We start from the raw sequence: 24,431 nt of genomic DNA on the forward strand, positions 1-24,431 counted from the left end.
ACTCCGCACGCAACGTGAAAAAGGCCGCCGGACTGGCGGTATCGGCCTGTGGAGCGCCGACAAGACCAGAACCCGTTCTGGCACAGCGCAACGAAGCAGGAAGCCACGGATTCCCTCCCGAAGCCCGTGCCGCGTAGTGGCACAGCAACGAGAGAGAAGGCCAGAATCCTCGGGCTTCAGCCCGAGGAGCAAGTCAAACCATCGAGACGTACCTCATGCTGCCCGAGCCGTTCGAGGGCGACCACAGCTGGATGGGCATCCTCAGCTGGGAGGGCCGCAACGGAGACGCGGGCAAGACCACGGGCTGGTCCCCGCTGGAGCCCACCTGCAGCCTCAACCTGTCGCCCGAGAGGTTCCTCCAGTTCGTCGTCTACCCCTACGAGCAGGACGCGGACCCCACGTCGTGGAGCCATGCCGTGCCCGTCGGCCGGTGGATGCACATCGCACTCGTCAACGACGGCCGCCGGACGGTGATGTACGTGGACGGCTCGAAGATCGCCCGCAACCCGTCGCAGCCGTCGACCGGCATCACCACGCTCGGCAAGCCCTTCGTCATCGGCGCCACACAGTTCGACGAGCAGTTCGGGCAGGGCTTCTACGGATGGATCGGCGACACCCGCATCGTGAACAGGGCCCTGGCCACCCGGGACTTCCTGACCCCCTTCGAGTGAGCGGCGCACCTCCGCACAGGTGACGGCGCGGGGACCTGAACAAGCGGCTTGCGCACCCGGCGCCCGCGGGTCCACCGCGGCGCCGGACGGGCCTGCCGGGAAGAGCTTGCCGTGAACTCCGTGACGGCGCTCTCGGAGGCCAGGCCGATGCCGGATGTCCCACCCACGATCAGCACACGCATGTGTGCCTCCCCGCTTGATCAGCACCCCTCCACGAACGATCGGGCACTCTCCTCGGACGACCGGCTCGCCGATGCCCAGCATGTTCCCCTCGCTGTCACGGAACCAGGCACCGCGCTCACCCCGCGCACCCTTGCTCGGGTAGTTCCCGTCGATCTCCGCGATCCCCTCCCTCGTCCGGAGGACCGGGGCCGCCGCATCCGCGTGGCGCCGCTCGCGTCCGGTGCGTCGGCTGCGCGCCCGCGCCCGGGCCCGCGCAGGCGATGCGCGCCGTGGTCTTCGGGCCGGAGCGGCCGCCGTGGCCGCCCTCGGCGCGGTGGCCGTGCTCGATGACGACGATTGACCGTCCAGTCCTCCTGAGGGCACGTGCCCCGGTCGCGAACCGCCGCGAGCAGGCGGCCGGGGCGGGCGTCGGCGCGTATGGCCGCGTCCTGGCACTCCGCACCGCACCCCAGGACCTGGCCGCTCTCGCCGACCTCGCCGGCGGCCGGGCACGCACCGAAGTGCGGGCGACGGTACTTCGTATGGATCCGGTGCCTCCTGAGGTTGCCCAACTCTGGCTCGATGACGGCCATTTTGTGCACCCGGACTTGCCGACGCCTTGACGATCCGTTTCCTGCACGTTCAGCCGGCCGTCTGTGCCTGCGTTGTGTGCCGTCCCTAAGGTCCCTGAGTGTTTCGGAAGAAGGGGCTCATGGACACACCTCTCGCAGTCCAGGCTCGCGGGATCACCAAGTGTTTCGGTGACGTCGTGGCACTCGACGGCGTCGATCTGGACGTGGCGCAGGGCCAGATCCACGGCCTGGTCGGACCGAACGGCGCCGGCAAGACGACACTGCTCGGTCTCCTGCTGGGCCTGGCCGTCGCCGACAGCGGCCACCTCGAGATCCTGGGCACGCCGCTCAGGCGCGCGCTCGCCGCTCCCGACGGAGTCGCCGGCTTCGTGGACGGGCCCGGCCTCTACCCCTCGCTCACCGCCCGGCAGAACCTCGCCGCGCTGGCCGCTCTGCGAGGCCACGACGCGCGGACAGCGGGAGTCGACGACGTGCTCGACCAGGTCGGGCTCACCGATGTCGCCGACGACCAGGCCCGCGGCTTCTCCCTCGGCATGCGCCAGCGGCTCGGACTCGCCGCCGCCCTGCTCACCAAGCCCCGGCTGCTCGTGCTCGACGAACCCTCCAACGGCCTCGACCCGGCCGGCAAGAAACACGTACACGGTGTCCTCACCCGGCTCGCCGCGGACGGAACCAGCGTCGTGCTCTCCAGCCACCGCATGGACGACCTCCAGGCACTGTGCTCCGAGGCCACCATCGTCGCCACCGGACGGGTCGTCTTCTCCGGCCCGCTGAGCAAGCTGGCCGCCGAGAGCCGTGAACTCGACTACCGGCTGCTCACCTCCGACCCCCAGGCCGCCCGCCGGCTGGCCCTCGACACGGCCGCGATCCGCGTCGTCGACGACACCGGGACACGCCACGACGCCGAGGCGCTCGTCGTGCGCGCGCCGGTTCCCGCCCTCGACGAACTGGTGGTGCGGCTCGTACAGGCGGGCATCGCGCTGCGCGAGCTCGCCCCCCTGGTGTCGCCGCTCGAAGCGGCGTTCCTCGCCCTCACCGAGCAGAAGGAGACCGGCCGGTGACCGCGACCCTCACCCACGACAGCGTTGCCGAAGTCCGCCGCGTCTCCGTTCCGCGCGCCTACCGCTTCGAACTGGTCAAACTGGTCTCGCAATGGCGGATCCGCCTGCTGGTCCTCGCCTGCTGGATCGCACCCGCCCTCTTCGTCGCCGCGGTCAGCCAGCAAAGCACACTTCCCTCCGACACCCTCTTCGGCCGCTGGATGCACGCCACCGGGTGGGCCGGAACGCTGGTGATGCTCGGCTTCGCGGGCACCTGGGCACTCCCGCTGCTGACCTCGGTGGTCGCCGGCGACGTGTTCGCCTCCGAGGACCGGCTCGGCACCTGGCGCCACCTGCTGGTGGCGGTCCGCTCACCCAGGCGGATCTTCGCCGCGAAGGCACTGGCCAGCCTCACCGTCATCCTGCTGCTCGTGGCCGGACTGGCCACATCCAGCACGGCCGGCGGGATCGTCGCGGTCGGCAACCAGCCGCTGGCAGGCCTCGACGGCCACCTGCTGAGCCCGGCGGACGCCGCCGGCAAGGTCCTGCTCGCCTGGATCTGCGTACTCGCACCCACCCTGGCCCTCGCCGCGATCGGACTGCTCGGGTCCGTCACGCTGGGGCGCTCCCCGATGGGACTGCTGCTGCCCGCGCTCGTCGCGCTCGCGATGCAGCTCGCCCAGATGATGCCGCTGCCCGTCGCGGTACGCCTCGCCCTGCCCAGCTACGCCTTCATCGCCTGGAACGGTCTGTTCACCAGCCCCATGCAGCTCGGCCCGCTCCTGATCGGCATCGTGGTCAGCCTGCTGTGGGCCGTGACCGCGACCGTGCTGGCCTATGTGCTGTTCCTGCGGCGCGACTTCACCAACCCGACCTACGACGGCTCGGGGCGCCGCGCGGTCACCGCCGCAGGCCTGCCGCTCGCCGGTCTGGTCGCTGTGACGGTCGCGGTGCTCGCCTCGGCGAGCGGGGCCTCGGGCTCCGGGATCGAGCAGGACAAGGTGCAGCGCTCCCTCGCCACGGCGTTCGCCCACCTCTATCGCCTGCAGACCGAGCAGCTCAACCGACCCGCCGTCACAGAAGCGCAGTTGAAGGCCACGGCGACGTGCGATAAGGGCAGCGTCAAGGTCGCCGCCGAGGGGCCGGGCAACGACTGGCGCTGCGTCGTGTCCTGGCACCTGCCCGGCATCGAGGTCGCGGGAACGGCGATCTATCAGCTCGACCTCACACCTGACGGTCGTTTCATGGCCGACGGCGACGGACCGAAGGAAGTCAACGGCTACTTCCTGGTCCGCACCCCGACCGGGGACGCACCCAACCCGCTGTGGCAGTTCGACGGCAACGTCGACCTGCTCGCCACCCCGAAGGGATGACTCCATGCAGGTAGTACGGCAGCGCCGGAGCAACGAGAAGGAACAGATCAGCCTCTTGGGCAGACGCGTCGGCCGCCGGAGCACTCTGGTGGCGGCGGGCATCGCAGTGGCCCTCGCCGTCACGGGCACCGCCGTTGCCTCGACGAGCCAGTTCGCCACCCAGCAGGTCGGCCAGGTCACCGCCAACGGCCAGGTCATCTCGAGCGACCAGTACATCGCCCCGTACGGCAGCCGCACCGTCATCAACAACGGCAAGATCATGTCGTCCTCGGTCAGCCCGGACGGGAGCCATCTCGCGGCCTCGGTCACCGACGGCGATGCGTCGCTGGTCGTCATGGACCTCAAGACCGGGCAGGTGAAGCAGCGCGTCGGCACCGCCGCGACGGACGACCTGCGCATCCCGAGCGGCGCCGTCGGCCAGGAGGGCCCGACGTACTCGCCCGACGGCTCGCAGCTGTGGCTGGGCCAGAGCGACGGCTACACCAAGTTCACCGTGAACGCGGACGGCACCCTCTCCAGCCCGACGGCCATCCCGATCCCGGCCGACGGCTCCAAGCACGCACTGGTGGGTGCCGCGGTGTTCTCGGCCGACGGCTCCACCGTGTACTGCGCGGTCAACGGCCAGAACCGGGTGGCCGCCATCGACGCGGCGACCGGGACCATCAAGCAGAGCTGGGCCGTTGGCAACGCACCCCGTGGCATCGCCCTGGCCGGCAACAAGCTCTACGTCAGCAACGAGGGCGGGCGTCCGGCCAGGGCCGGTGACACCACGATCAACTCCTACGGCACCCAGGTTCCGGCCAACCCGCAGACCGGTGCCACCACCACCGGCACGGTCAGTGTCATCGACCTGGCGGACCCGGCCGCGGCCGTCGGGAGCATCGACGTCGGTCTGCACCCCACGGCCCTGTACGCCAAGAACGGGGCGGTGTTCGTCACCAACACCGCCGACAACAACGTGTCGGTCATCGACACCCGCAAGAACAAGGTCGTGCAGACCATCGCCACCCAGCCGTGGCCGGAGGCGTCGGTGGGCTACGAGCCCAACGCGGTGACGCTCACCGACGACGGCCGTCTGCTGGTGACGCTCGGCCGCGCCAACGCCGTCGCCGTCTACCGGTACAAGTCCCCGCAGGAGCCCGCCAGTTACGTCGGCCTGCTCCCGACGGACTACTTCCCCGCGGAGATCACCACCGTGGGCAAGGAGGTGGTCGTCTCCAACACCCGTGGTATCGACGCCCGCCGCCCCACCGGCAAGGCCGGGCACGGCACCCACGACACGACGTCGAGCCTGACGCAGTTCACGCTGCCGGACGACAGCGTCATCAGGTCCCAGACGGGCAAGGTCTTCCAGCAGAACGGCTGGACGCGCGGCTCGGTCTCGCTGGCCCACGGCAAGGGCAGCCAGAAGCCGGTCCCGGTCCCGGCGCGGCTCGGCGCTCCCTCGACGATCAAGCACGTCTTCATGATCGTCAAGGAGAACCGGACCTACGACCAGGTCTTCGGCGACATGCCGCAGGGCAACGGCGACCCGTCGGTGACGCAGTTCGGCGAGAACGTGACGCCGAACCAGCACGCGCTGGCATCGCAGTTCGGGCTGTACGACAACACGTACGACATCGGCACGAACTCCGCCGAGGGCCACAACTGGCTGATGCAGGCCGATGACCCGGAGTACACCGAGTCCTCGGCCGGTGAGTACACGCGCAGCTACGACACCGAGGACGACGCTCTGGGCCACCAGAAGACCGGCTTCATCTGGACCGGCGCGCAGGCGGCCGGCAAGTCCGTCAGGGACTTCGGCGAGTTCCAGTCGTTCGAGAGCAAGCCGGCCGGCGCGTCCTGGCAGAACCTGTACTGCGACACCAAGAACATGGAGTCGACCGGGCAGGACACCGCCTACCCCATCCAGACGGGCTCGGCGATCCCGTCGCTCAACAAGGTGTCGGTGCCCGGCTTCCCGCTGTTCGACACCAGCGTCCCGGACATCTACAAGGAACAGATCTGGAAGCAGGACTTCGAGAAGAACGGTCCGGCGAACCTGAACATGTTCTGGCTCTCCAACGACCACACCGGTGGTCCGGCGAACGCGGCCGCCCAGGTCGCGGACAACGACCTCGCGGTCGGCCGGATGGTCGACGAGATCTCGCACAGCAAGTACTGGAAGGACTCGGCGATCTTCGTCGTCGAGGACGACTCCCAGGCCGGCCTCGACCACGTCGACGGCCACCGTGCCCCCATCCAGATCATCAGCCCCTGGGCCCAGCACGCCGCCGTCGACAGCCGCTACTACTCGCAGATCACGATGATCCGGACCATCGAGCAGATCCTCGGGATCCACCCGATGAACCAGAAGGACAGCGCGGCCAGCCCGATGCGCGGGGCGTTCACCCGCCACCCCGACTTCACGCCGTTCAAGGCGCTGCCCAACCGGACCTCGCTGACCGACGGCCTGAAGACCCCGCCCGCCTGCGGCCCGGACACCCCGGCGCCGCAGGACCCCAGCGCAGCGGCCGTGCCCTCGGCCAAGGTGCCAGCGGACAAGCGGGCACTCGCGGCGACGTGGGAGGAGTGGAAGACGCACCAGCGGCTGACCGGGCCGGGCGCCATTCCCGACTTCGCCAACCCCGCACAGATGAACCACTTCACCTGGTACCAGACCCACGGCTGGACCAGGCCCTACCCCGGCGAGAGCAAGATCTTCGCGCCCAAGGACGTCCCGGGCGCCTACATCCCCTCGCCGGAGTCCGACGGCTGACGCGGACTCACCGCGTCAAGGGGCCCCGGCCGGCGTCACCGCCGTCAAGGGGCCCCTTCCGTCCCCTGCGCGGCACATACGGGCACCTGCAAACTGACACAGGCCAGGCGGCTGTCCGGGCCTGAGGTGCGTGCGGGTGTCCGTCCACGGCCGAACGGCCGAGCCGCTGCCTCAGTGATCCCGCAAGCCCTCGTACCCGTGCCCCATGATGGAGGCGTGCGACGCCTCAGCGCACGGCACAGCGCCTCCGCCCAGCCCGGCCGCACCACGCTGACCAGACAAGTCGGCTGGTTCGCCGTCATCGGCATCGCCTCGACAGCGGGCCAGACCCTGCTGTACTGGGCGCTGCGCCACTGGGCCCCTCCGCCGGTGGCCAATCTCGCCTCCCTTCTCGCCGTCACCGTCCTCAACACCGAAGCGAACCGGCGGCTGACCTTCCGCAGCTCTCCGGTCCGCGCTGCCCAGGCCCATCTGGCGGCAGGCGGCCTGTTCGTTGTGGCCTACTTGGTCACCACCGGGTCGGTCCTGCTCTTCCGCCACTACCGGCCCACCGCGTCACCTGCGGCGGAGACCCTGGTGCTGGTACCCAGCTTCGCCCTGGTGACCGTGTTGCGCTTCGTCTTGCTGAGGCTGGTCGTCTTCGGACGCCATCGCCCATGAACCCCGGCATCGAGGCAGCCGAACGAGGTCCCTAGCGGTGCTCGGGGTTTTCGTAGTCGCGGCGGCAGCCCGCATCCCACGCGGTGCGCTGGTTGCCGTATGCGGGGATGCCGCCGAGATCCTTCAACGCCCGGGCCAGGTGCAGCAGGTTCCAGGTCATGAAGGTGGTGTTGCGGTTGGTGAAGTCGTTCTCGGGGCCGCCCGAGCCGCGGTCGAGGTACGAGGGGCCGGGGCCCGCCTCGCCGATCCACCCGGCGTCCGCCTGGGGAGGGATGGTGTAGCCCAGGTGCTGCAGGCTGTAGAGGACGTTCATGGCGCAGTGCTTGACGCCGTCCTCGTTGCCGGTGATCAGGCAGCCGCCGACGCGGCCGTAATAGGCGTACTGTCCGGCCTCGTTGAGCAGGCTGGAGCAGGCGTAGAGACGCTCGATCACCTGCTTCATCACGGAACTGTTGTCGCCCAGCCAGATGGGGCCGGCCAGCACGAGGATGTCGGCCGCCAGGACCTGCCGGTAGAGGTCCGGCCAGGCGTCCGTCTCCCAGCCGTGCTCCGTCATGTCGGGCCACACACCGGTGGCGATGTCGTGGTCCACCGCCCGGACGACATCGACGCGCACTCCCTGCGCGTCCATGACGGCGATGCTGCGGTCGATCAGCCCCTGAGTGTTGCTCGTCTCCGGCGAGCGCTTGAGGGTGCAGTTGATCACCAGAGCGCGCAGGTCGTCGTACCGGGCCGGCGGTGCGTCGGTGGCGGGCGACGAAGCGGTCACACGGTCCTCCCAGAGTCCTGAAGCCGCACGGGGCACGGCGGCGCGTCCACAACCTGTTCCAGCGTGCGGGCCCGACCGCGGCAGGCGCCATCGCAACGCCTCCGAATGGCCCCGCCGACGGCTGAGGAGTGGCCGGGGCAGGCGGGCGTGCCTACGTTCGTCTCATGGGCACCCAAGGCGCGACCGGGTCGCGGAACACGGCAGCAGCGGAGGACGTCGCGCACCTGTTGGTGCGTTGCCTGCGGGCCGAGGGCGTGGAGTACGTCTTCGGGATTCCCGGTGAGGAGAACATCCGCTTCGTCGACGCCCTGAACGGCTCCGGGATCCGGTACGTCCTGGTGCGCCACGAGCAGGCCGCCTCGTTCATGGCGGAGATCTACGGACGGCTGACCGGCCGGGCCGGGGTGTGCTCGGCCACGCTGGGGCCCGGCGCGATCAATCTGCTGCTCGGCACCGCCGACGCCATGACCAACAGCGCGCCGCTGGTGGCCCTGGCCGCGCAGGGGTCACTGCGCCGTACCCACAAGGAGTCGCACCAGGTCATCGACCTGGTGTCGATGTTCGCTCCCGTCACCCAGTGGGCGGCCCAGATCGCGTGTCCGGACGCGGTGCCGGAGATGACGCGCAAGGCGTTCAAGACCGCGCAGAGCGAGCGCCCCGGCGCCGTGTTCCTGGCGGTGCCGGAGGACATCGAAGCAGAGCGTCCGGCCGAGCCGCTGGCACCCCTGCAGATCGACGCGGTGCGCGCCGACGCGCCGTCCTCCTCCCAGATCGCGCGGGCGGTCGAGGTGCTCACCGCGGCACAAAACCCCGTCGTGCTGGCGGGCCACGGTGCCGCCAGAGCCGGGGCCTCGGCCGCCCTGGTGCGGTTCGCCGAGCGGCTGAACATCCCGGTCGCGACCACGTTCCACGGCAAGGGTGTCTTCCCCGACGATCACCCGAACGCTCTCGGCGCGATCGGTTTCATGCGCCACGACTACGGCAACTTCGGCTTCGACGCGGCCGACGTACTGATCTGCGTGGGCTACGAGATCCAGGAGTTCGACCCGGTCAAGATCAACCCGAACGGCGACAAGCGGATCCTTCACGTGCACCGCTTCCCCGCCGAGGTGGACGCCCACTACCCGGTGGCAGTGGGCGTCAAAGGGGACCCCTCACAGGCGCTGGACGCACTGGTGGCAGCACTGCCCGACGCACTCACCTACGCCTCGGGAAGCAGCGAGAAGATCCGTACGCTGCTCGACGAAGAACTCCAGTACGGACGCGAGAGTGACGCCTTCCCCCTGGTGCCGCAGCGCGTGGTCACCGATGTCCGCACCGCGCTGGACCGCCACGACATCGTGCTCGCCGACACCGGCGCCGGAAAGATGTGGATGGCCCGCCTCTACCCCGCCTACGAACCGGACACCTGTCTGGTCTCCAACGGCCTGTCCACCATGGGGTTCTCACTGCCGGGCGCGATCGCCGCCAAGCTCGCCCGGCCGGACCGGCGAGTCCTGGCAATGATGGGCGACGGCTCGTTCCTGATGAACTCCCAGGAACTGGAAACCGCCGTCCGCGAACAAATCCCGCTGGTCGTCCTCGTCCTGGTGGACGAGGAATACGGCCTGATCACGTGGAAGATGGAACTCGAACTCGGCCGCCACAGCCATACCCGGTTCACCAACCCGAACCTGGTCGCCTACGCCGAAAGCTTCGGCGCACGCGGCTACGCGATCGAGTCCGCCGACCAACTCCTGCCCGTGCTGCGCCGCGCCCTCGACGACGACACGGTCTCCGTGATCGCCTGCCCCGTCGACTACTCCGAGAACCTGCGTCTGACCGACAGACTCGGCAGCCTCCAGGGCCCGTTCTGACCTGACGGCCCAGGTCTCGAAGTGGTGCGGGTCGGCAGGGCCACCCGGCGCGCACCGCCTGGCTGCGGCCGCAGAGGCACCGCCGCACCCGGAACCGGACGACGACCCGCCGAGACCCGACAGCCGCCCGTCCAGACCGCGTTGGTACGAACCGTGCACACCTCCCGCCCCCACCCGGCAGCCCGGGCACGGGCCCGGCCCACCGGGGCGCGGCGGCAGCCGCGCTGAGGGGCCCGCAACGGCAGGGAGGCAACAAGACAGTGCCCTGCGCCGCCCGGTTCCAGGGCACTGAAACCATCGTGAAACCGCGCTGAATGCGCCCTGCCGCAACCTCCTCGGCATGACGACAACGACCTCGCACTCACTCGCCATCGCGGCCAAGGGGCTGCGCAAGGCCTACGGCGACAAGACGGTCCTCGACAGCATCGACCTGGCGGTGCCGGCCGGCACGGTCTTCTCCCTGCTCGGCCCGAACGGCGCCGGCAAGACCACCGCCGTGAAGATCCTCTCCACCCTCATCACCGCCGACGCCGGCGAGCTGCGGGTCGGCGGTCACGACCTCGCCGCCGACCCGCAGGCCGTGCGGGCCGCGATCGGCGTCACCGGACAGTTCTCCGCCGTCGACGGCCTGATCACCGGCGAGGAGAACATGCTCCTCATGGCAGACCTGCACCACCTGTCCAGGCAGGAGGGGCGCCGCGCCGCCGCCGAACTGCTGGAGCGCTTCGACCTCACCGAAGCCGCGAAGAAGCCCGCCTCCACCTACTCCGGCGGTATGAAGCGCCGCCTCGACCTCGCCATGACGCTGGTCGGCGACCCGCGGATCATCTTCCTCGACGAGCCGACCACCGGCCTCGACCCGCGCAGCCGCCACAACATGTGGCAGATCATCCGCGAGCTGGTCTCCGACGGCGTCACCGTCTTCCTCACCACCCAGTACCTGGACGAGGCCGACGAACTCGCCGACCGCATCGCGGTGTTGAACGACGGCAAGCTCGCCGCCGAAGGCAGTGCCGACGAGCTGAAGCGGCTCATCCCCGGCGGACACGTCCGGCTCCGCTTCACCGACCCCGACGCCTACCGGTCCGCCGCCGTAGCCCTGCGCGAGGTCACCCGCGACGACGAGGCACTGGCGCTGCAGATCCCCAGCGACGGCAGCCAGCGCGAACTGCGCGCCATCCTCGACTGGCTGGACTCGGCCGGCATCGAGGCGGACGAGCTGACCGTGCACACCCCCGACCTCGACGACGTGTTCTTCGCCCTGACCGGCCCCACCACCCTCCCCACCCAGCCCAGCCAGCCCAAGGAGAACGTCCGATGAGCGCCCTCTCCCTCGCCGTCCGCGACTCGAACACGATGCTGCGCCGCAACCTCCTGCACGCGCGCCGCTACCCGTCCCTCACCCTGAACCTGCTGCTCACCCCGATCATGCTGCTGCTGCTCTTCGTCTACATCTTCGGCGACGTGATGAGCACGGGCATCGGCGGCGCCGACCGCTCCGACTACATCGCCTATATCGTCCCGGGCATCCTGATGATGACCATCGGCGGCACCGTCATCGGGACCGCGGTGTCCGTCGCCACCGACATGAACGAGGGCATCATCGCCCGCTTCCGCACGATGGCGATCCACCGCGGCTCCGTGCTCGTCGGGCACGTCGTCGGCAGCGTGCTGCAGTGCATCGCCAGCGTGGTCCTCGTCGGCGCCGTCGCCGTGGCCATCGGCTTCCGGTCCACCAACGCCACCGCCCTGGAATGGCTGGCGGCGTTCGGCCTGCTCGCGCTGTTCGCCCTGGCACTCACCTGGATCGCCGTCGGGATGGGCATGGCCAGCCCGAACGCCGAGGCGGCCGGCAACAGCGCACAGCCGCTGATCCTCCTGCCGCTCATCTCCAGTGCCTTCATCCCGGCCGACACGATGCCGGGCTGGTTCCAGCCGATCGCCGAGTACCAGCCGTTCACCCCGGCCATCGAGACCCTGCGCGGCCTGCTGCTCGGCACCGGGATCGGCAACAACGGGTGGATCGCGATCGCCTGGTGCGTCGGCCTGACCGTGCTCGGCTACCGCTGGTCGACGGCGTCCTTCAACCGCGACCCGAAGTAACCGCCATGACAGCGCGGGCTGCCTCCCGCAACTCGTCCCGCTCCAGGGCGGCGTACTCCGACACCGCGTCGGCGAACGCCGCCCTGTCGGCATCTTCCGCCGCCTGCCGGGCGCGCTGCACCGACATCGTCGGCTGGAACTCCCGCAGCACCCCCAGCCGCTCGGCCAGCGCGATCATCCGTACGGCACCGGTGTCGCCGGACGCGAGCCCCGTCATACCGAGGGCGTGCAACATCGTGCCGAACAAGGGGAGTTCGGAGGGCGAGCCGACCGGATCGCGCAGCAGCGTCCGCAGCCGCTGCCGCAGCCGGTCGACCACCTCCGCGACCAGTCCGAGCCGGCCGGCGTGTGCGTGCGCCGTCACCGCCACCGACTGGATCAGGAACGCCCACGGGTCGAGCCGGGCGTCACCGTCGCGCAGCGAGCCGGCCGCGAGCATCCGCTCCACGACGCCGCGCCACAGGCCGAGCCCGACCTCCGTCAGTCCGCGGGCGAGCGCGATCTCGGCGCGCCCGCAGAGGTCGGGCCGGTAGAAGTCGTCCTGCTGCGGGGTGTTGTCGCGCTCCGCCTGCCGCAGCCAGTCCTCGGCCTCGTCGGTCTCGCCGCGCTGCAGGCAGGCGAAGACGAGGAGCGAGCGGATGCTGATGTAGTCGTGCCCGTCCCCGAGCCGCGGCAGCACCGCGAGCGCCGCCTTGAGATGCTCGTACGCCTCCTCGCCCCGCCCCGTGCGCAGGCACAGCTCGCTCAGCCGGGAATGCACCATGAGCTGCACGGACGGATTGTCGACCAGCGCCAGTCCGGCGACCGACCGGCGGGCCGAGACGAGCGCGCGGTCGATGTCGTGCTCGAACTCCCAGACGTAGCAGGCGACGCACTCGGCGATGCCGGACAGCAGCGGCTGCTCGCCGCCGCCCTCACCCTCACTCTCGCCCTCGCAGAGCCTCCGCAGCACGTCGTAGCCGGGAGGCCGTATCTCGGGGATCGCGCTCAGCACGACCGCGGTGGCCCGAATCAGCGTGTCCGGCGGGGCCGGGGGCAGCCGCCGGAGGGTGACGAGCTGGCGTACGGCGCGCGGGCCGGGGCCCATGAACACGGTCGCCGTGCCCAACACCGCGGCGGTGCGCGCGACTTCGACGTACTCGGGCCCGGGACGGTAGTGCGACAGCGGCGGGCCGGTGTCCGCGGCGAGGGCGGCGAGGCGGGGAAAGCTGGTGCCGGTGGACCACAGACTGGCAAGGACGGCGGTGACGGCGGCGATGGCGGGGTTGTCCGTACGGGCCAGGGCATGCCGCAGGGCCGGCACGAGGTTGTCCTGCTCGGCCTTGATCCGCTCCCAGGCGGCCTGCGCGTCCGAGCCGAAGAGCGCGTCGTGGTACGCGACCCCGAAGTCCCGCGCCCAGGCGAGGAACCGGCTCACAGCCTCCTCGTCCCCGCCCGCCTCCGCCCGCCGGGCCGCGCTGAACTCCCGTACGGTCTCCAGCATCCGAAACCGCACCCCGGCCGGGGTCTCGGCGACGGTGAGCAGCGACTGACCGGCCAACTGCTCGAGAAGCAACAGCGCATCCTCGCCGAGGACCCGCTCCGCCGCTTCACCGCCGAAACCGCCGGGGAACACGGACAGCGTGCGCAGCGCCGCCCGGGCGTCCTGCGCGAGCAGGTTCCAGCTCCACTCCACGACCGCGTGCAGCGTGCGGTGGCGCTCCGGCACACCCCGCACCCCGCCGCGCAGCAGCGCGAACCGGTCACCGAGGCGGCGGGCGATCTCCGGCACCGACAGCACCCGCACCCGCGCCGCGGCCAGCTCCACGGCGAGCGGCAGCCCGTCGAGGTGACGGCACAGCCCGGCCACCGCATCCGGCGGCAGCTCCACACCGGGCCGGGCCGCCCGGGCCCGCTGCGTGAACAGCTCGACGGAGATGTCCAGACCCAGCTCCGGCAGCGCGTACACCGCCTCCGACGTCAGGCCCAGCGCAGCCCGGCTGGTGGCCAGCACCCGCAGGTCCTTCGAGGACGAGACCAGCGCCTGTACGAGGCCGGCGGCACCGGCGATGACCTGCTCGCAGTTGTCGAGGACCAGCAGCGCGGACCCGGAGCCGAGCACACCGAGGATGCCGGACACCGGGTCGTGACCGCGCACAGCGCCGGGCCGCCCCTCGCCCGCGCCGAGCGCGGAGGCCACCTCCGCGGCCACGTCCTCGTCCGCCGTGACACCGGCGAGCGGCACGAAATACACCACGCGCTGCTCGGCCCGGCGGCTGACGGCGTGCGCGAGCCGGGTCTTGCCGAGGCCCCCGGGGCCCACGACGGTGACGGCGCGGGTGGCGCACAGCAGCCGCTCCACCGCCGCGACGTCCTCGTCCCGGCCCAGCAGCGGGTTCGGCTCGTGCGGCACACCGTGCCGGACCACAGGCGACTCGCCGCGCAGCAGCTCCTGCTGTACGGCCTTGAGCCCGGCGCCCGGATCCGTGCCGAGCGTCTCGCGCAGCTCACGCCGGTACGCCTCGTAGCGCATCAGCGCGGCGGACGGGCCCGCCGTCGCCGCCTCACCGCGCAGCAGCTCGGCGAGCACTTCCTCGTCGCGCGGATGCTCCGCGGCGGCCACGGCCAGCGGCCCGGCCGCCTCCGCATGCCGCCCCAGCCGGGCGAGCGCGAGTGCCCGCGCGCGCACGAGCGCGCCGCGGATGGGGGCGCGCTCGGCGCGCAACGCGGCCACGGGGTCGTCGGCGCTGCCGGCCCCGTCAGGAGTGCCCTCCCACAGCGCGAGCCCGGCCTCGGCCGCGGCCAGCGATCCCGCGTGGTCCCCGGACCTGGCCCGGTCCGCGCCCGCGGCGGCGTGCAGCAGCAGGGCGGAGCTGTCGACCTGGTCCTCGGCGAGCACGAGCCGGTATCCGGCCGGCGTGCTCGCGAGGACGCCGGCGCCCAGCTGCGCCCGCGCTCTGGACACGAGGACCTGCACCGCCTTTCCCGGCCGCTCCGGCAGCTCGTCCGGCCACAGCCCCGCCACCAGCCGCTCGGTGCTGCAGCCCGTGCGCAAGTCGCCCGCGAGCAGCGCGAGGAGACCGCGGAGCCGGGGCGCGGTGACCTCCTGCCCGCGGTAGGCGACACGTGGCAGCAGGGTCAAGTCGGTGGTCACCCGTGCAGATTAGCCAAGGCGCCGACCGCCGGAACGCCCGCCACAGGCCCAACTCCCGCTGCCCGGCCCTGCCGGGGCGGCTCCCGCACCAGCACCGTGGGCGCGCCGCCGTTCGAGGTTGTCCCCCCGCACGATGATCTTGCCGGCCGGGCCGCAGGCAGCACTTGCAGGACTCTCTGTCCGCGGTGGACGTCCGCCTCGCCGCCGACGTACTCGACGCCGTCGACAAGGTCGTTCCCCCGGGTAGCGACATGCCAGGAGTCGACCACTTCCTCGAGTACCCGGCGCTGCAACCGGAGTCCCGTCGACGGCCCGGGAGCCGGCCGTCCTGACGTCCGACCCCTGCCGGTAGGCCGCTCGTCCGGGACGATCACACGTCAGGCACAGCGTGCCGGGCTCTGCGGGCGCGCGCACCCACAGACTGCGGCAGCGGGGCCTCCTGGTACCTGGAAGGACCACTCGCAGGCCCCGGCTGCCGGCCGGTCCCGCTGTCATGGCCCTCGGTGGTTGCCCCGGCCGGCCCATCACCGTCCCCTCGCCCGCAGACCCCGCACCGCCCTGCGCGGCGGATCACGTATTCCTACCCGCGGAGTTGGCCGATGCGTGGCGGCACGGGATGCGGGGACGGCCGGCGCGTGGGGTGCAGGAACGCGACGCGCCCTTCGCCGGCCGGCGCGGACATGTGCGGCCCAGCCGGGACGCAGCTACGGCGCGGTGACGACCAGTACACGTGATGCCGCGTGCTGAAGACAGTACTTGTCGACCGTGTGACGCAGCCGCCGGAGGATCTGTCGGCGCTTGCGGCCCACCACCAGCAGATCTTCGGCTCCCCGAGCCAGACTCGTCAGTACCGGTCCAGGAACGCCCTTTGCCACTCGGTGCTCCACCGGCACGTCGTTGGGAAGAGAAGCGCGCTCGCACTGCGTGTCGAGTATTTCCCGGGCCACCGCCTCCTGCGATGCGCTCAGCTCCGGACAAGGAAACATACGCTCGATGTATTCGCCCCCGAACGGGCTCCACACCATGACGGCCACGAGGGTGGCATCCCGGCGTCGTGCCTCTTCCGCCGCGCGCTGCAGTACCGCGGTGCTGCCCTTCTCGCCGTCGACGCCGACGACGACACGGCCTCGACCGGCCTTTCGTTCGTTTTGCATGACAGCTCACCTACCTGAGTGGTTGGGGTTGATCAAAGGATCACTGCGAATACGCTAAAACGTCCTCCGGACGCGGGGGATCCCACAGTCGATGGAGCGGGTGGATGACGTGCCTGTCGCCTCTTTCTCCTGAGGCTGAACTCAGACGACAGCGTTGAGCAGCATGATGCAGCCCAGGGATGTCAGCGAGAGCAGAGTGTGGGACACGGTCCAGGTCTTGAGCGTGCCACCGACCGACATCCCGAAATACTCTTTGACCATCCAGAACGACGCATCGTTGACATGCCCCATGAATGTCGATCCCGAGCCCAGGGCGAGGGCGAGGAGCGCTGCTTGAGTGGGCGCCAGGCCGTTCGCGAGGGGGCCGACGATGCCGGCTGCGGTGATGGTGGCAATGGTGCCGGACCCTACGACGAGTCGCATCAAGGCGGCGATCAGCCAGGCGAGCAGGAGCAGCGAGAGGTGGAGGTGACCTGCCGCCAGGGTGACGGCACGATCGACACCGGTGTCCTGCAGGGCTTGGGAGTATCCTCCGCCGGCTGCGACGATCACCAGTACACCCGCGACGGGCGCGAAGCTCTTGGCCAGGGATGTTTGGATGTGGCGCCGGTCGGCGCCGAGCGCATATCCGAAGGTCACCAGCGACACGAATACCGCCACCAGCAGTGCGATCATCGGGGTGCCCAGGAACTCTACGACGGTGTACAGCGTGCCGTGGGACATGGGAATGCTGTCGAAGACCGCCTTGAGCGCCATCAGCAGAATGGGGAGCAGGATGGTGCCGAGGGTCGCCGGGAGGCTCGGTAGCCTGCGTGGCGCTCGTTCGACACCCTCCACATCACCGCCGGCGCCCGTGTCCTCGCTCTTGTCGTGAGGGGTGGTGGTGAAGGCGGCTTCGACGGAGTCGGGCACGTGGGCCGGTACCCGGGGCCAGATATAGGCGGTGAACAGAGGGCCGACGACGATGGCGCAGGGCACGGCAATCAGGAGCCCGTAAAGCATGGTGAGCCCGATCGAGGCGTGCACTGCCTGGATCGCGATCAGTGGCCCCGGATGAGGGGGAACGAGCGCATGCACAGTGGCCAGACCGGCCACAACGGGCATGCCCACGCGCAGCACCGGGTAGTGGAGCTCCTTCGCCAGCTGCAGCACCAACGGCATCAGCATGACGAAGCCGACCTCAAAGAACATCGGCAACCCGACGAGGGCCGCGACCAGGGTCATCGCCCACGGCAGCCATTCCGGCCGGACGGTGCGAGTCAAGGTGTCGACGATCCGGTCGATACCGCCGGAATCGGCCAGCATGCGGCCCAGAATCGCGCCAAGGAGAATGAGCACGCCAACCGAGCCCGTAATACGGCCCACTCCGGTCGTGAAGGAGACGACGGCCTTTTCGGCGGGCTGTCCAGCCAGGAGTGAGACGGTCAGGGAGCTCACCGTCAGGGCCAGGAAGGCGTGGATCTTCAACCAGCTGATGAGCAGAACGACGAGGGCGATGGAGACACCCACCACCACCAGGAGCCAGGTGTCTTGAGCGGTCCAAGGCTGAGCCGCCGACAACACCGCGGCCGCTGAGCTCGCCATCCCGTGGTCTCCGTTCCCGGTCCCCGCCCTGTCTGTCGCCCGGGCTTCCGGGGAAGGTGGGCGGACCGCCCACACACGGATGGACCACCAGCAGAACGACACCACACCGAACTGCACACCATGCGGCGCAACGAGGACACGGCTGTCGCCATCACTCGATCAGCGCGGCCCCGCACCCGTACCGGCTTGCCGGACACGAGGTGAACAGGAGGTCGCCCTGCGGCGGGCTCGCGTCACGACGACAACGAACGATGCACACGGGCGGGTTTCAAGGCAGCCGTCGCAGCCATTCAATTCGGTTCCCAGCGGCTTGCCCATGGAGCCTGTGCGGACAGCCGGCGGGCCTGATTCTGCCGGTCTGGCGACTGCCGCACGAGGGTGACACGTAAGGATCAACGACTCCGTCGGCTATATGATTTCGGTGACTTTAAATGCGCAGATAATGCGGGGCGCAGATAATGCGGGCAATCAAAAGAAACCGGTTCAGCCAGTCACCCCCTGACCGTATATGGAGTGCCAGCAGGCCGAGAATATGGAGGTGGAGGCATGTCGGACGCCGAGCCGCAGCCCCGGGCCGGTGGAGCGCGGGGTTCCGCCCCCGGAGTCGGCCCCGCCCGGTCGACTGCTCCGACGCCGGCGATCCGGTCGGTGCGGTTGGCAGCACTGCTGGCACTGGTTGGCGGCGGCCTTGACGCATACACCTTCATCAGCCGAGGGGGAGTGTTCGCCAACGCGCAGAGCGGCAATGTCGTCCTGCTGGGCATCGCCGCCGCCGAGCGGCATTGGTGGCAGGCGCTGGAACGCCTCCCGCCGATTCTTGCCTTCGTGGCCGGTGTCCTGGTTGCTGAGACCCTTCAGCGGCCGAGGGTGGCGGCGATGCTGCGTCAGCCGGCCTGGGCGGCCATGGTGCTGGAGCTCGTCGTGCTGGCAGCGGTCGGTCTGATCCCCGCCGGCGCGCCGGACACCCTCGTCACCGTCCTTATCGCCTTCATGGCCGCAGTGCAGATGACCACCTTCCGCACGCTTGTTGACGCCGTCTACAACAGCACGATGACCACGGGCAATCTCCGTTCAGCCATGCAGAACGCGTACGCGGCAGTGGTCAATGGGGACATGGACGCCAGGCGTCGGGCGCGCCAGTTCGCCGGCGTCGTCCTTGCGTTCCTCGCGGGGGCATTCGGCGGTGGCTGGTTGACCTTCGCATGGGGTGTGCGGGCGGTCTGGGCCGCGTGTGTTCTGCTGGCGGTGGGTTTGGTCATTTTCGTGCACGACGAGCGCGTGGGGCGCAAGCTGCGCGAGGGCTAAGGGCTAAGGGCTAAGGCTTTGAGGCCAACGTGTTGCTCCCGTATCGGGCCCGTCGATCCGGTAGGTGCGTCACCGATGTGACCCGAGGTCAACTCGCTGTGAAGCGCAGGGTGTTGATTCCATATCGGGAACAGCCCTCCACCATCAGGTTCCGTGCCCCCGCCGACGTACCACCTTCCTCGCGATGGCCAGGACGGCGTGCCGATTCCGCAATCCCTGCGAAGCCATCTCTTGGTCTTCTCGGCAAGCTGTCGGTCACGGTGGGGATCGGTGAGCGGTTGATGCCGGAAACATCCCTCCCCGCCACCGGATGCCGGAGGCGGGAGGCGGGGACAAATCGCCTTGGCGGGACAGTTAGCGATATCCTGCACTGGTCGACTGGCGCCGCCGGCGCCGGCACCAGGCCTGCATCAGCCACTACACGACACGGCCGCAGCTCCTGAACCGTGCCCAGCAGTCAGAACAAGCACTGTTGCCGTGCTCGACGCGCCGACACTGACGAGCTGCAGCCGCCGGCCAAGAAGCTGATCGACATGCTCGCCCCCGTCCCAGCCGAAGCGATTGACCCGGCCACGCGTCCCGTCATCCCCGTACGGGCCATCCGGGGTGCTACTTCCCGCGGAAGAGCTGAGTCTGGAGTCAGGCGGCGGGAAGCACCGGCCGTCTACTCCGCTGCGTCATGTGGCCGGTGGCCCCACCTACGCTGGAGCTTCTCATGAGCCCGTCTGTGACGTCTGTAGCCCTTATTTGCGACTGGTCGTTGCTTCAGCTCGGTCTCGCGCAGGCAGTCAATGCCCAACCGGACCTGCGGATCACGACCTTCGTTAAAAGCGTGAATGCCTTGCTCCGCGAGGCGAATGGCGTAGAAATTATTGTACTGACCAACCTGCATCTGTCCGACCAGGCGGCATCCGACCAGGTCGCTCAGTTGCATAGACAAGGGTACGCAGTCATTGTGATATCGACATCGGAGGCGCAGTCCGATGCCGTCCCGTGCATTAAAGCCGGTGCTCGCGGATATCTGAATCGGCAAACCGACGATTCGGAGTTGGTGACAGCCATCCGCGCCGTCGCCTCAGGAAGAAGTTACTTCGGCGCCAGTCTCGCCGGTCAGAGTCTACCTGCGTCTCCTCCCCGTATCACCAGACGCGAGAAACAAATATTGCAGCTTGTCGCTAACGGTGCCACAGATCGTGAGATTGCCAGCAAGTTGAATATCACCGAAAACACGGTTCATACACACCTGGAGCGACTGCGCAGAAAGTATGGCTCTCGCCGTAGGGCCGATCTCACCCGCTTGGCCCTGAAGTGTGGTGCATTGGAGAACCTCTAAAGGGTAATCAATGAGTAATTGATCCTCGCGTCCCATAACTGGGCGCACCGCTGCTGGCTGCTCTCGGATGTGTTATCCGTTCGGGTGAATATCGTCCAGACTGTCGACGACAATCACGGACGGTGGATTTGAAGGCGTAGGAACCTGAATGAGAATGGGCACGTAAACAATCATGCCGTGCCTGTACTCGGCTTTCTTCGAGAGCCGATAGCACACAACCACCGCCGGGTCGCTTCGCGTCGCATAGCACCGAAGCGCCGACTTCGCGGGCGCGGCCTGCGAGGTGTGCGACGGGACGGTTGCCGTACTCACTGGTGCGCTCCATACCCAAACCGCCAGGCAGGCGGAGGCTGCGACTGCCAGGCGGCAACTCTGGAAGGTTGCCTTCCGCAATTCTCATCACTCCAAAAGCTGCGAGTGAACTGACTTGTCTCATTCAGCGCGCTAGGGGCGCCCCATCCATGGCATGGCCCGTCCCGTTGGCCTTCACCCTCGGGCCATCCAACCTCAGCGCCTCGCAGAGGTTCCCTCTGCGAGGCGCTGACTCATCTGATCGCCCTTCGTCAACCGACGAGGCCGATCTGACTGAGCGAGGCCCGGGGCTCCGCCCAGTCAAATGATCAACCTTGGGTGCCGCCCTGGGTGTTGCCGCCCCCGCCGCCCTGGGTGCCGCCCTGGGTGTTGCCGCCCCCGCCGCCTTGGGTGCCGCCCTGGGTGTTGCCGGAGCCGCCGCCCTGGGTGCCGCCCTGGGTGTTGCCGGAGCCGCCGCCCTGGGTGCCGCCCTGGGTGTTGCCGGAGCCGCCGCCTTGCGTGCCGCCCTGGGTGTTGCCGGAGCCGCCGCCCTGCGTGCCGCCCTGGGTGTTCCCGCGGCCGTTGCCCTGGGTGCCGCCCTGGGTGTTGCCGCTGCCGCCGCCCTGGGTGCCGCCCTGGGTGTTGCCGCCCCGCGATCCTTGATTGTTGCCGGTATTGCAGTGTTTCTGCTTGCACGGCTTTTCCGGCAGCAGGGGCTGAGCCTGCGATGTGCCTTTACTGGCAAGTGTCTGGACGTGGGAAACTGCGCCGGTCACTGCCGGCGCCGCTGAGGCAGGGGCCCCGATGGCGGCTATTCCTCCAGCCATTGCCGCCGACACTATTGCTGTCGCCATCTTCTGCTTCCGAGTGTGCCGCACGCGCGTGCTCCTCTCTTCCGTATTAAGCACTATTCGCTTCGGCGTCTGGTCATGCGATGCGCAGAGCGTGGTCCGATCCGATCGTGGTGTTCTCGGCCACTCAGAAGACACGTCCGGCCAATTGAAGGCCTAGCGCATTAACCGCGAATTTCCTTCATCCCGCACCTGAAGGTGCTGGCTCCGCCGGGGTGTTTCAGCTCCGCTGCCGGGCTGAGTGCCAATGCAGCCCTGCGGGCCAGTGTGCGGGAAAAGAAGCGCCGCGCGTTGTAAATCTCGGGCGCCTGGATACCTGCACAACGACGAAGTTACAATCCCGATACTGGTCTCACGCGTCGGCTGAGTCAACTCGAATCGCGGGCTATAAGAGGCCTGACCACACCGCTTGTCACTAGGAAGACCCACACTTTGGATCAGAACGACCTCGGCGCCTCCGTTGAGCCCGTTACGTCAATTTACTTCGATGACGAACGATCGCCGTAATCCGCATACAGACTTGGGCGGCCCTGTAGCTGGAATTAGCTACACGTGTGTCCCGGCCCGGCTCCAGACCGGCGACTTGGCCGCCGACTGGGAGTCGATCGAGAACAGGGGGCGGCACGACAATCGCCTTACGTCACCCAGGCTTCCAAGCAGGGGGCCGTGTCCGTCCACACTTGGGCCTACGCCGAGGGGCACAGGGTCCTCGCGTACAAGTTCATCGAGGCGAACAAGACCAGCGCAACTACCGACCCATGACCGGCGTCGGCGAACAGATCGAAGCCGTCGAGGCCGAGGGCTGGGCCCTCGCCGACATGGCAGCCGCAGAGAGCAAGACTCTCGGCGGTGAACGCCTCGCCCTCGTCTGCCTGTTCCGCCGCAGGGTCGAAGGATCATGTGCACCTGCCGGTCCACCACCCGCCCAGGGGAACCGACGAAATGCCTCTTGCGGGGTGACGAAATACGCGGGGTGGGGTCACCGGGTCCGATGGCTGGTGCCACCTCGGTTGATCCCTCGCAACGAACCTCGGGCGTTCTCACTGAAGTCTGGGCGTCGCGTATCTCTCGCATCGAAGGTTGAGTACCTGTTCTGATGGCAAAGGGCTCAGTCGCTTAGTACTCCAGTTGCAGATCGCGATTTTCGTGGTGTGTGGTCGCCCGGGCCGTCTCTCGTCCCGGATTGGTCCGACTGGTCGGATCTGCCGGTGGGTCGCGCCGGGACGTTCCGGGCGGCGGCAGAGCCGAGGTTATGAATGCGGCACCTGACCACCCATGAACATCAACCTCAGGAGCCACACGATGCGCCCCATCAGGGCAGCCTGTCTCGGCACGGCCACTGCGCTGGTCACCCTTCTCGCCTGCGCCCCTGTCGCGGACGCCGCCGCGACGGACACCGATTTCGCCCACGCCAAGGGCGGAGACCGGGTCATCACACTCATCGGCCATCTCGCGGAGCAGACGCGCTTCCCCGTCAACCCCGGCGGCGCCCCCGCTCAGGGCGATCGGACCGTCTTCCGCTCGGTCCTCTACGACGAGCACGACAACCAGGTCGTCGGCGAAACCGACGGCACCTGCATCACCACCCAGGCCGCCGACATCAACGACCAGGCGGAGGTGTGCGTCGTGAACTACAACCTCCCGGGCGGCCAAATCACCGTACAGGGGATGGTCTTCGGCAATCTCACAGCGAGTCCTCCCCCTTCGTTCGACAACGCGATCACCGGCGGCACCGGGGTATTCGACCGGGCTCGTGGCATGGTCCACGCCGACACGATCGGTGTGGGCAAGAGGCGCTTCACGATCGACCTCGACAGCTGACTGACCCTGCCCCCGCCCGGTGAGAAGGCCGGCCCGTCCACGGCACAGCCCACCGGCTCGATTGGTCCCCATGGGCGACGCCGCCACCAGACCCGATCCCAGGCCGTCCATTACCCCCGACAAGCCGCGAACCAGACATGAAGATGACGATCTACAACTGGAGTATTAGGCAATACGGGAAAGCCCAGAGGGTTCCCCGCGCGCCACTTGCGCCAGGAATACCAGAAACGTCCCGGGTGAGCCATCAGCGGCTCCGCCGCCACGACACGGCGGCGCTCCGCGCCGCCCCACCAAGGATGCGATTCCTCCCGGGCGCAAACGCCCAGAGTTCCTCGCAAGAATCAAAGTCAACAACCCGGGACTGAAGTCCCGGGCTTGCACAACGGGCGCCACTGGCTGTGGTGCTGCGTTTGCGTCCTGTCCCACTCACGGGTGCGGGAGGTGGGTCTGGGGCAGTTGACTGCGCCCCGCGTCGCCACAACGCCCGCGCTCGCGCGCGAATGTTGCGGGAGCCGTTCCGGTCTGCATGATCAACGAATCCGCAGGACCGGCACGCGAACCAAGCCTGGGAGACCCGGTTCGCTCTGTCGATGTGCCCGCATTCGGCGCAGGTGCGGGAGGTGTACGCCGGATCGACGTGCACCACCGGCACCCCCGCCCTGCGGGCCTTGTACGCGATGAACTGCCCCAGCTGGGCGAAGGCCCAGCTGGAGTGGGTGGCCCGTTGGGGCTTTCGAAGCCGTACCCGTTCACGGATGCCCGTCAAATCCTCCAGGGCAATCCCGCGACCGGTGCGTTCAGCCTCGGCCACCACATGCTTCGCGATCTTGTGGTTGATGTCCTTGGCCCGCCGCGCTTCCTTGCGCCGCCGCTTCTTCGGCCGACGCCTGGCGGACGGGGTGTTCTTCTTCTGCAGCTTGGTGCGCAGTGTGCGCTCCCGGGTGCGGATCCGGTTGAGCTCGCGTCCGGCCATG

17 protein-coding genes and 1 pseudogene are annotated in these 24,431 nt (G+C 69.0%); 11 read left to right on the forward strand and 7 right to left on the reverse strand.

Annotated features, from left to right (window positions below; genetic code table 11):
* The first annotated feature begins 215 nt into the window (after positions 1-215).
* On the forward strand, positions 216-671 hold the full coding sequence (locus ACZ69M_RS50205) for a LamG-like jellyroll fold domain-containing protein (protein ID WP_470060396.1): 456 nt from the start codon (positions 216-218) through the stop codon (positions 669-671).
* Positions 672-908: 237 nt separating this feature from the next.
* Here ACZ69M_RS50205 and ACZ69M_RS50210 read toward each other — a convergent pair.
* Positions 909-1,040: pseudogene (locus tag ACZ69M_RS50210) on the reverse strand (VOC family protein); the annotation flags it as partial.
* 505 nt (positions 1,041-1,545) lie between these two features.
* On the opposite strand from ACZ69M_RS50210, the gene ACZ69M_RS50215 reads away from it, so the two are divergent.
* The 4 genes from ACZ69M_RS50215 (at position 1,546) to ACZ69M_RS50230 (ending at position 7,257) form a co-directional block, all read left to right on the forward strand.
* On the forward strand, positions 1,546-2,487 hold the full coding sequence (locus ACZ69M_RS50215) for an ABC transporter ATP-binding protein (RefSeq protein WP_470060397.1): 942 nt from the start codon (positions 1,546-1,548) through the stop codon (positions 2,485-2,487).
* Entirely contained in the window at positions 2,484-3,839 is a 1,356-nt protein-coding gene (locus ACZ69M_RS50220) for an ABC transporter permease (RefSeq protein ID WP_470060398.1), read from the forward strand. Before ACZ69M_RS50215 ends, ACZ69M_RS50220 begins: the two co-directional genes overlap by 4 nt.
* Before the next feature lie 4 nt (positions 3,840-3,843).
* On the forward strand, positions 3,844-6,597 hold the full coding sequence (locus ACZ69M_RS50225; protein WP_470060399.1) for a bifunctional YncE family protein/alkaline phosphatase family protein: 2,754 nt from the start codon (positions 3,844-3,846) through the stop codon (positions 6,595-6,597).
* Between the two features lie 216 nt (positions 6,598-6,813).
* Complete coding sequence (locus tag ACZ69M_RS50230) at positions 6,814-7,257, forward strand: GtrA family protein (RefSeq protein ID WP_470060400.1); 444 nt, start codon at positions 6,814-6,816, stop codon at positions 7,255-7,257.
* Positions 7,258-7,288: 31 nt separating this feature from the next.
* Here the strand turns inward: ACZ69M_RS50230 and ACZ69M_RS50235 are convergent, their stop codons facing one another.
* Positions 7,289-8,026 (reverse strand): flavodoxin family protein, encoded by a 738-nt coding sequence (locus ACZ69M_RS50235; RefSeq protein ID WP_470060401.1) that lies wholly within the window; start codon positions 8,024-8,026, stop codon positions 7,289-7,291.
* Between the two features lie 164 nt (positions 8,027-8,190).
* Between ACZ69M_RS50235 and ACZ69M_RS50240 the strand changes: the two genes are divergently transcribed.
* The 3 genes from ACZ69M_RS50240 to ACZ69M_RS50250 all read left to right on the forward strand — a co-directional run bounded on the left by ACZ69M_RS50240 (position 8,191) and on the right by ACZ69M_RS50250 (position 11,985).
* Positions 8,191-9,882 (forward strand): acetolactate synthase large subunit, encoded by a 1,692-nt coding sequence (locus ACZ69M_RS50240; RefSeq protein WP_470060402.1) that lies wholly within the window; start codon positions 8,191-8,193, stop codon positions 9,880-9,882.
* A 340-nt stretch (positions 9,883-10,222) separates the two neighbouring features.
* The gene (locus ACZ69M_RS50245; RefSeq protein ID WP_470060403.1) at positions 10,223-11,203 is read left to right on the forward strand and encodes an ATP-binding cassette domain-containing protein; all 981 of its coding nucleotides are present in this window, start codon (positions 10,223-10,225) and stop codon (positions 11,201-11,203) included.
* Entirely contained in the window at positions 11,200-11,985 is a 786-nt protein-coding gene (locus ACZ69M_RS50250; RefSeq protein ID WP_067380220.1) for an ABC transporter permease, read from the forward strand. Before ACZ69M_RS50245 ends, ACZ69M_RS50250 begins: the two co-directional genes overlap by 4 nt.
* Here ACZ69M_RS50250 and ACZ69M_RS50255 read toward each other — a convergent pair.
* The 3 genes from ACZ69M_RS50255 to ACZ69M_RS50265 form a co-directional block, all read right to left on the reverse strand.
* The gene (locus ACZ69M_RS50255) at positions 11,966-15,118 is read right to left on the reverse strand and encodes an ATP-binding protein (protein ID WP_470060404.1); all 3,153 of its coding nucleotides are present in this window, start codon (positions 15,116-15,118) and stop codon (positions 11,966-11,968) included. The two genes, ACZ69M_RS50250 and ACZ69M_RS50255, sit on opposite strands and share 20 nt — an antisense overlap.
* 704 nt (positions 15,119-15,822) lie before the next feature.
* The gene (locus tag ACZ69M_RS50260) at positions 15,823-16,272 is read right to left on the reverse strand and encodes a universal stress protein (RefSeq protein ID WP_470060405.1); all 450 of its coding nucleotides are present in this window, start codon (positions 16,270-16,272) and stop codon (positions 15,823-15,825) included.
* Between the two features lie 141 nt (positions 16,273-16,413).
* A complete protein-coding gene (locus ACZ69M_RS50265; protein WP_470060406.1) occupies positions 16,414-17,856 on the reverse strand; it encodes a GntP family permease in 1,443 nt (480 codons plus the stop codon).
* Positions 17,857-18,510: 654 nt separating this feature from the next.
* On the opposite strand from ACZ69M_RS50265, the gene ACZ69M_RS50270 reads away from it, so the two are divergent.
* Together ACZ69M_RS50270 and ACZ69M_RS50275 are read left to right on the forward strand one after the other, a co-directional pair.
* Positions 18,511-19,161 carry a YoaK family protein gene (locus ACZ69M_RS50270; protein WP_470060407.1) on the forward strand — a complete coding sequence of 217 codons (651 nt, stop codon included), beginning with the start codon at positions 18,511-18,513 and terminating at the stop codon, positions 19,159-19,161.
* Between the two features lie 715 nt (positions 19,162-19,876).
* Entirely contained in the window at positions 19,877-20,494 is a 618-nt protein-coding gene (locus ACZ69M_RS50275; protein ID WP_470060408.1) for a LuxR C-terminal-related transcriptional regulator, read from the forward strand.
* A gap of 620 nt (positions 20,495-21,114) precedes the next feature.
* Here ACZ69M_RS50275 and ACZ69M_RS50280 read toward each other — a convergent pair.
* Positions 21,115-21,561, reverse strand: a complete 447-nt coding sequence (locus tag ACZ69M_RS50280; RefSeq protein WP_470060409.1) for a hypothetical protein — start codon at positions 21,559-21,561, stop codon at positions 21,115-21,117.
* A gap of 1,377 nt (positions 21,562-22,938) precedes the next feature.
* Between ACZ69M_RS50280 and ACZ69M_RS50285 the strand changes: the two genes are divergently transcribed.
* Positions 22,939-23,457, forward strand: coding sequence for a dirigent protein (locus ACZ69M_RS50285; RefSeq protein WP_470060410.1), 519 nt, complete (start codon positions 22,939-22,941; stop codon positions 23,455-23,457).
* Positions 23,458-23,701: 244 nt separating this feature from the next.
* On the opposite strand, the gene ACZ69M_RS50290 is transcribed toward ACZ69M_RS50285, so the two are convergent.
* On the reverse strand, positions 23,702-24,431 hold a 730-nt coding region (locus ACZ69M_RS50290; RefSeq protein ID WP_470060411.1), incomplete at its 5' end, for an RNA-guided endonuclease InsQ/TnpB family protein.

The organism is Streptomyces sp. NPDC107454 (genome assembly GCF_055582885.1).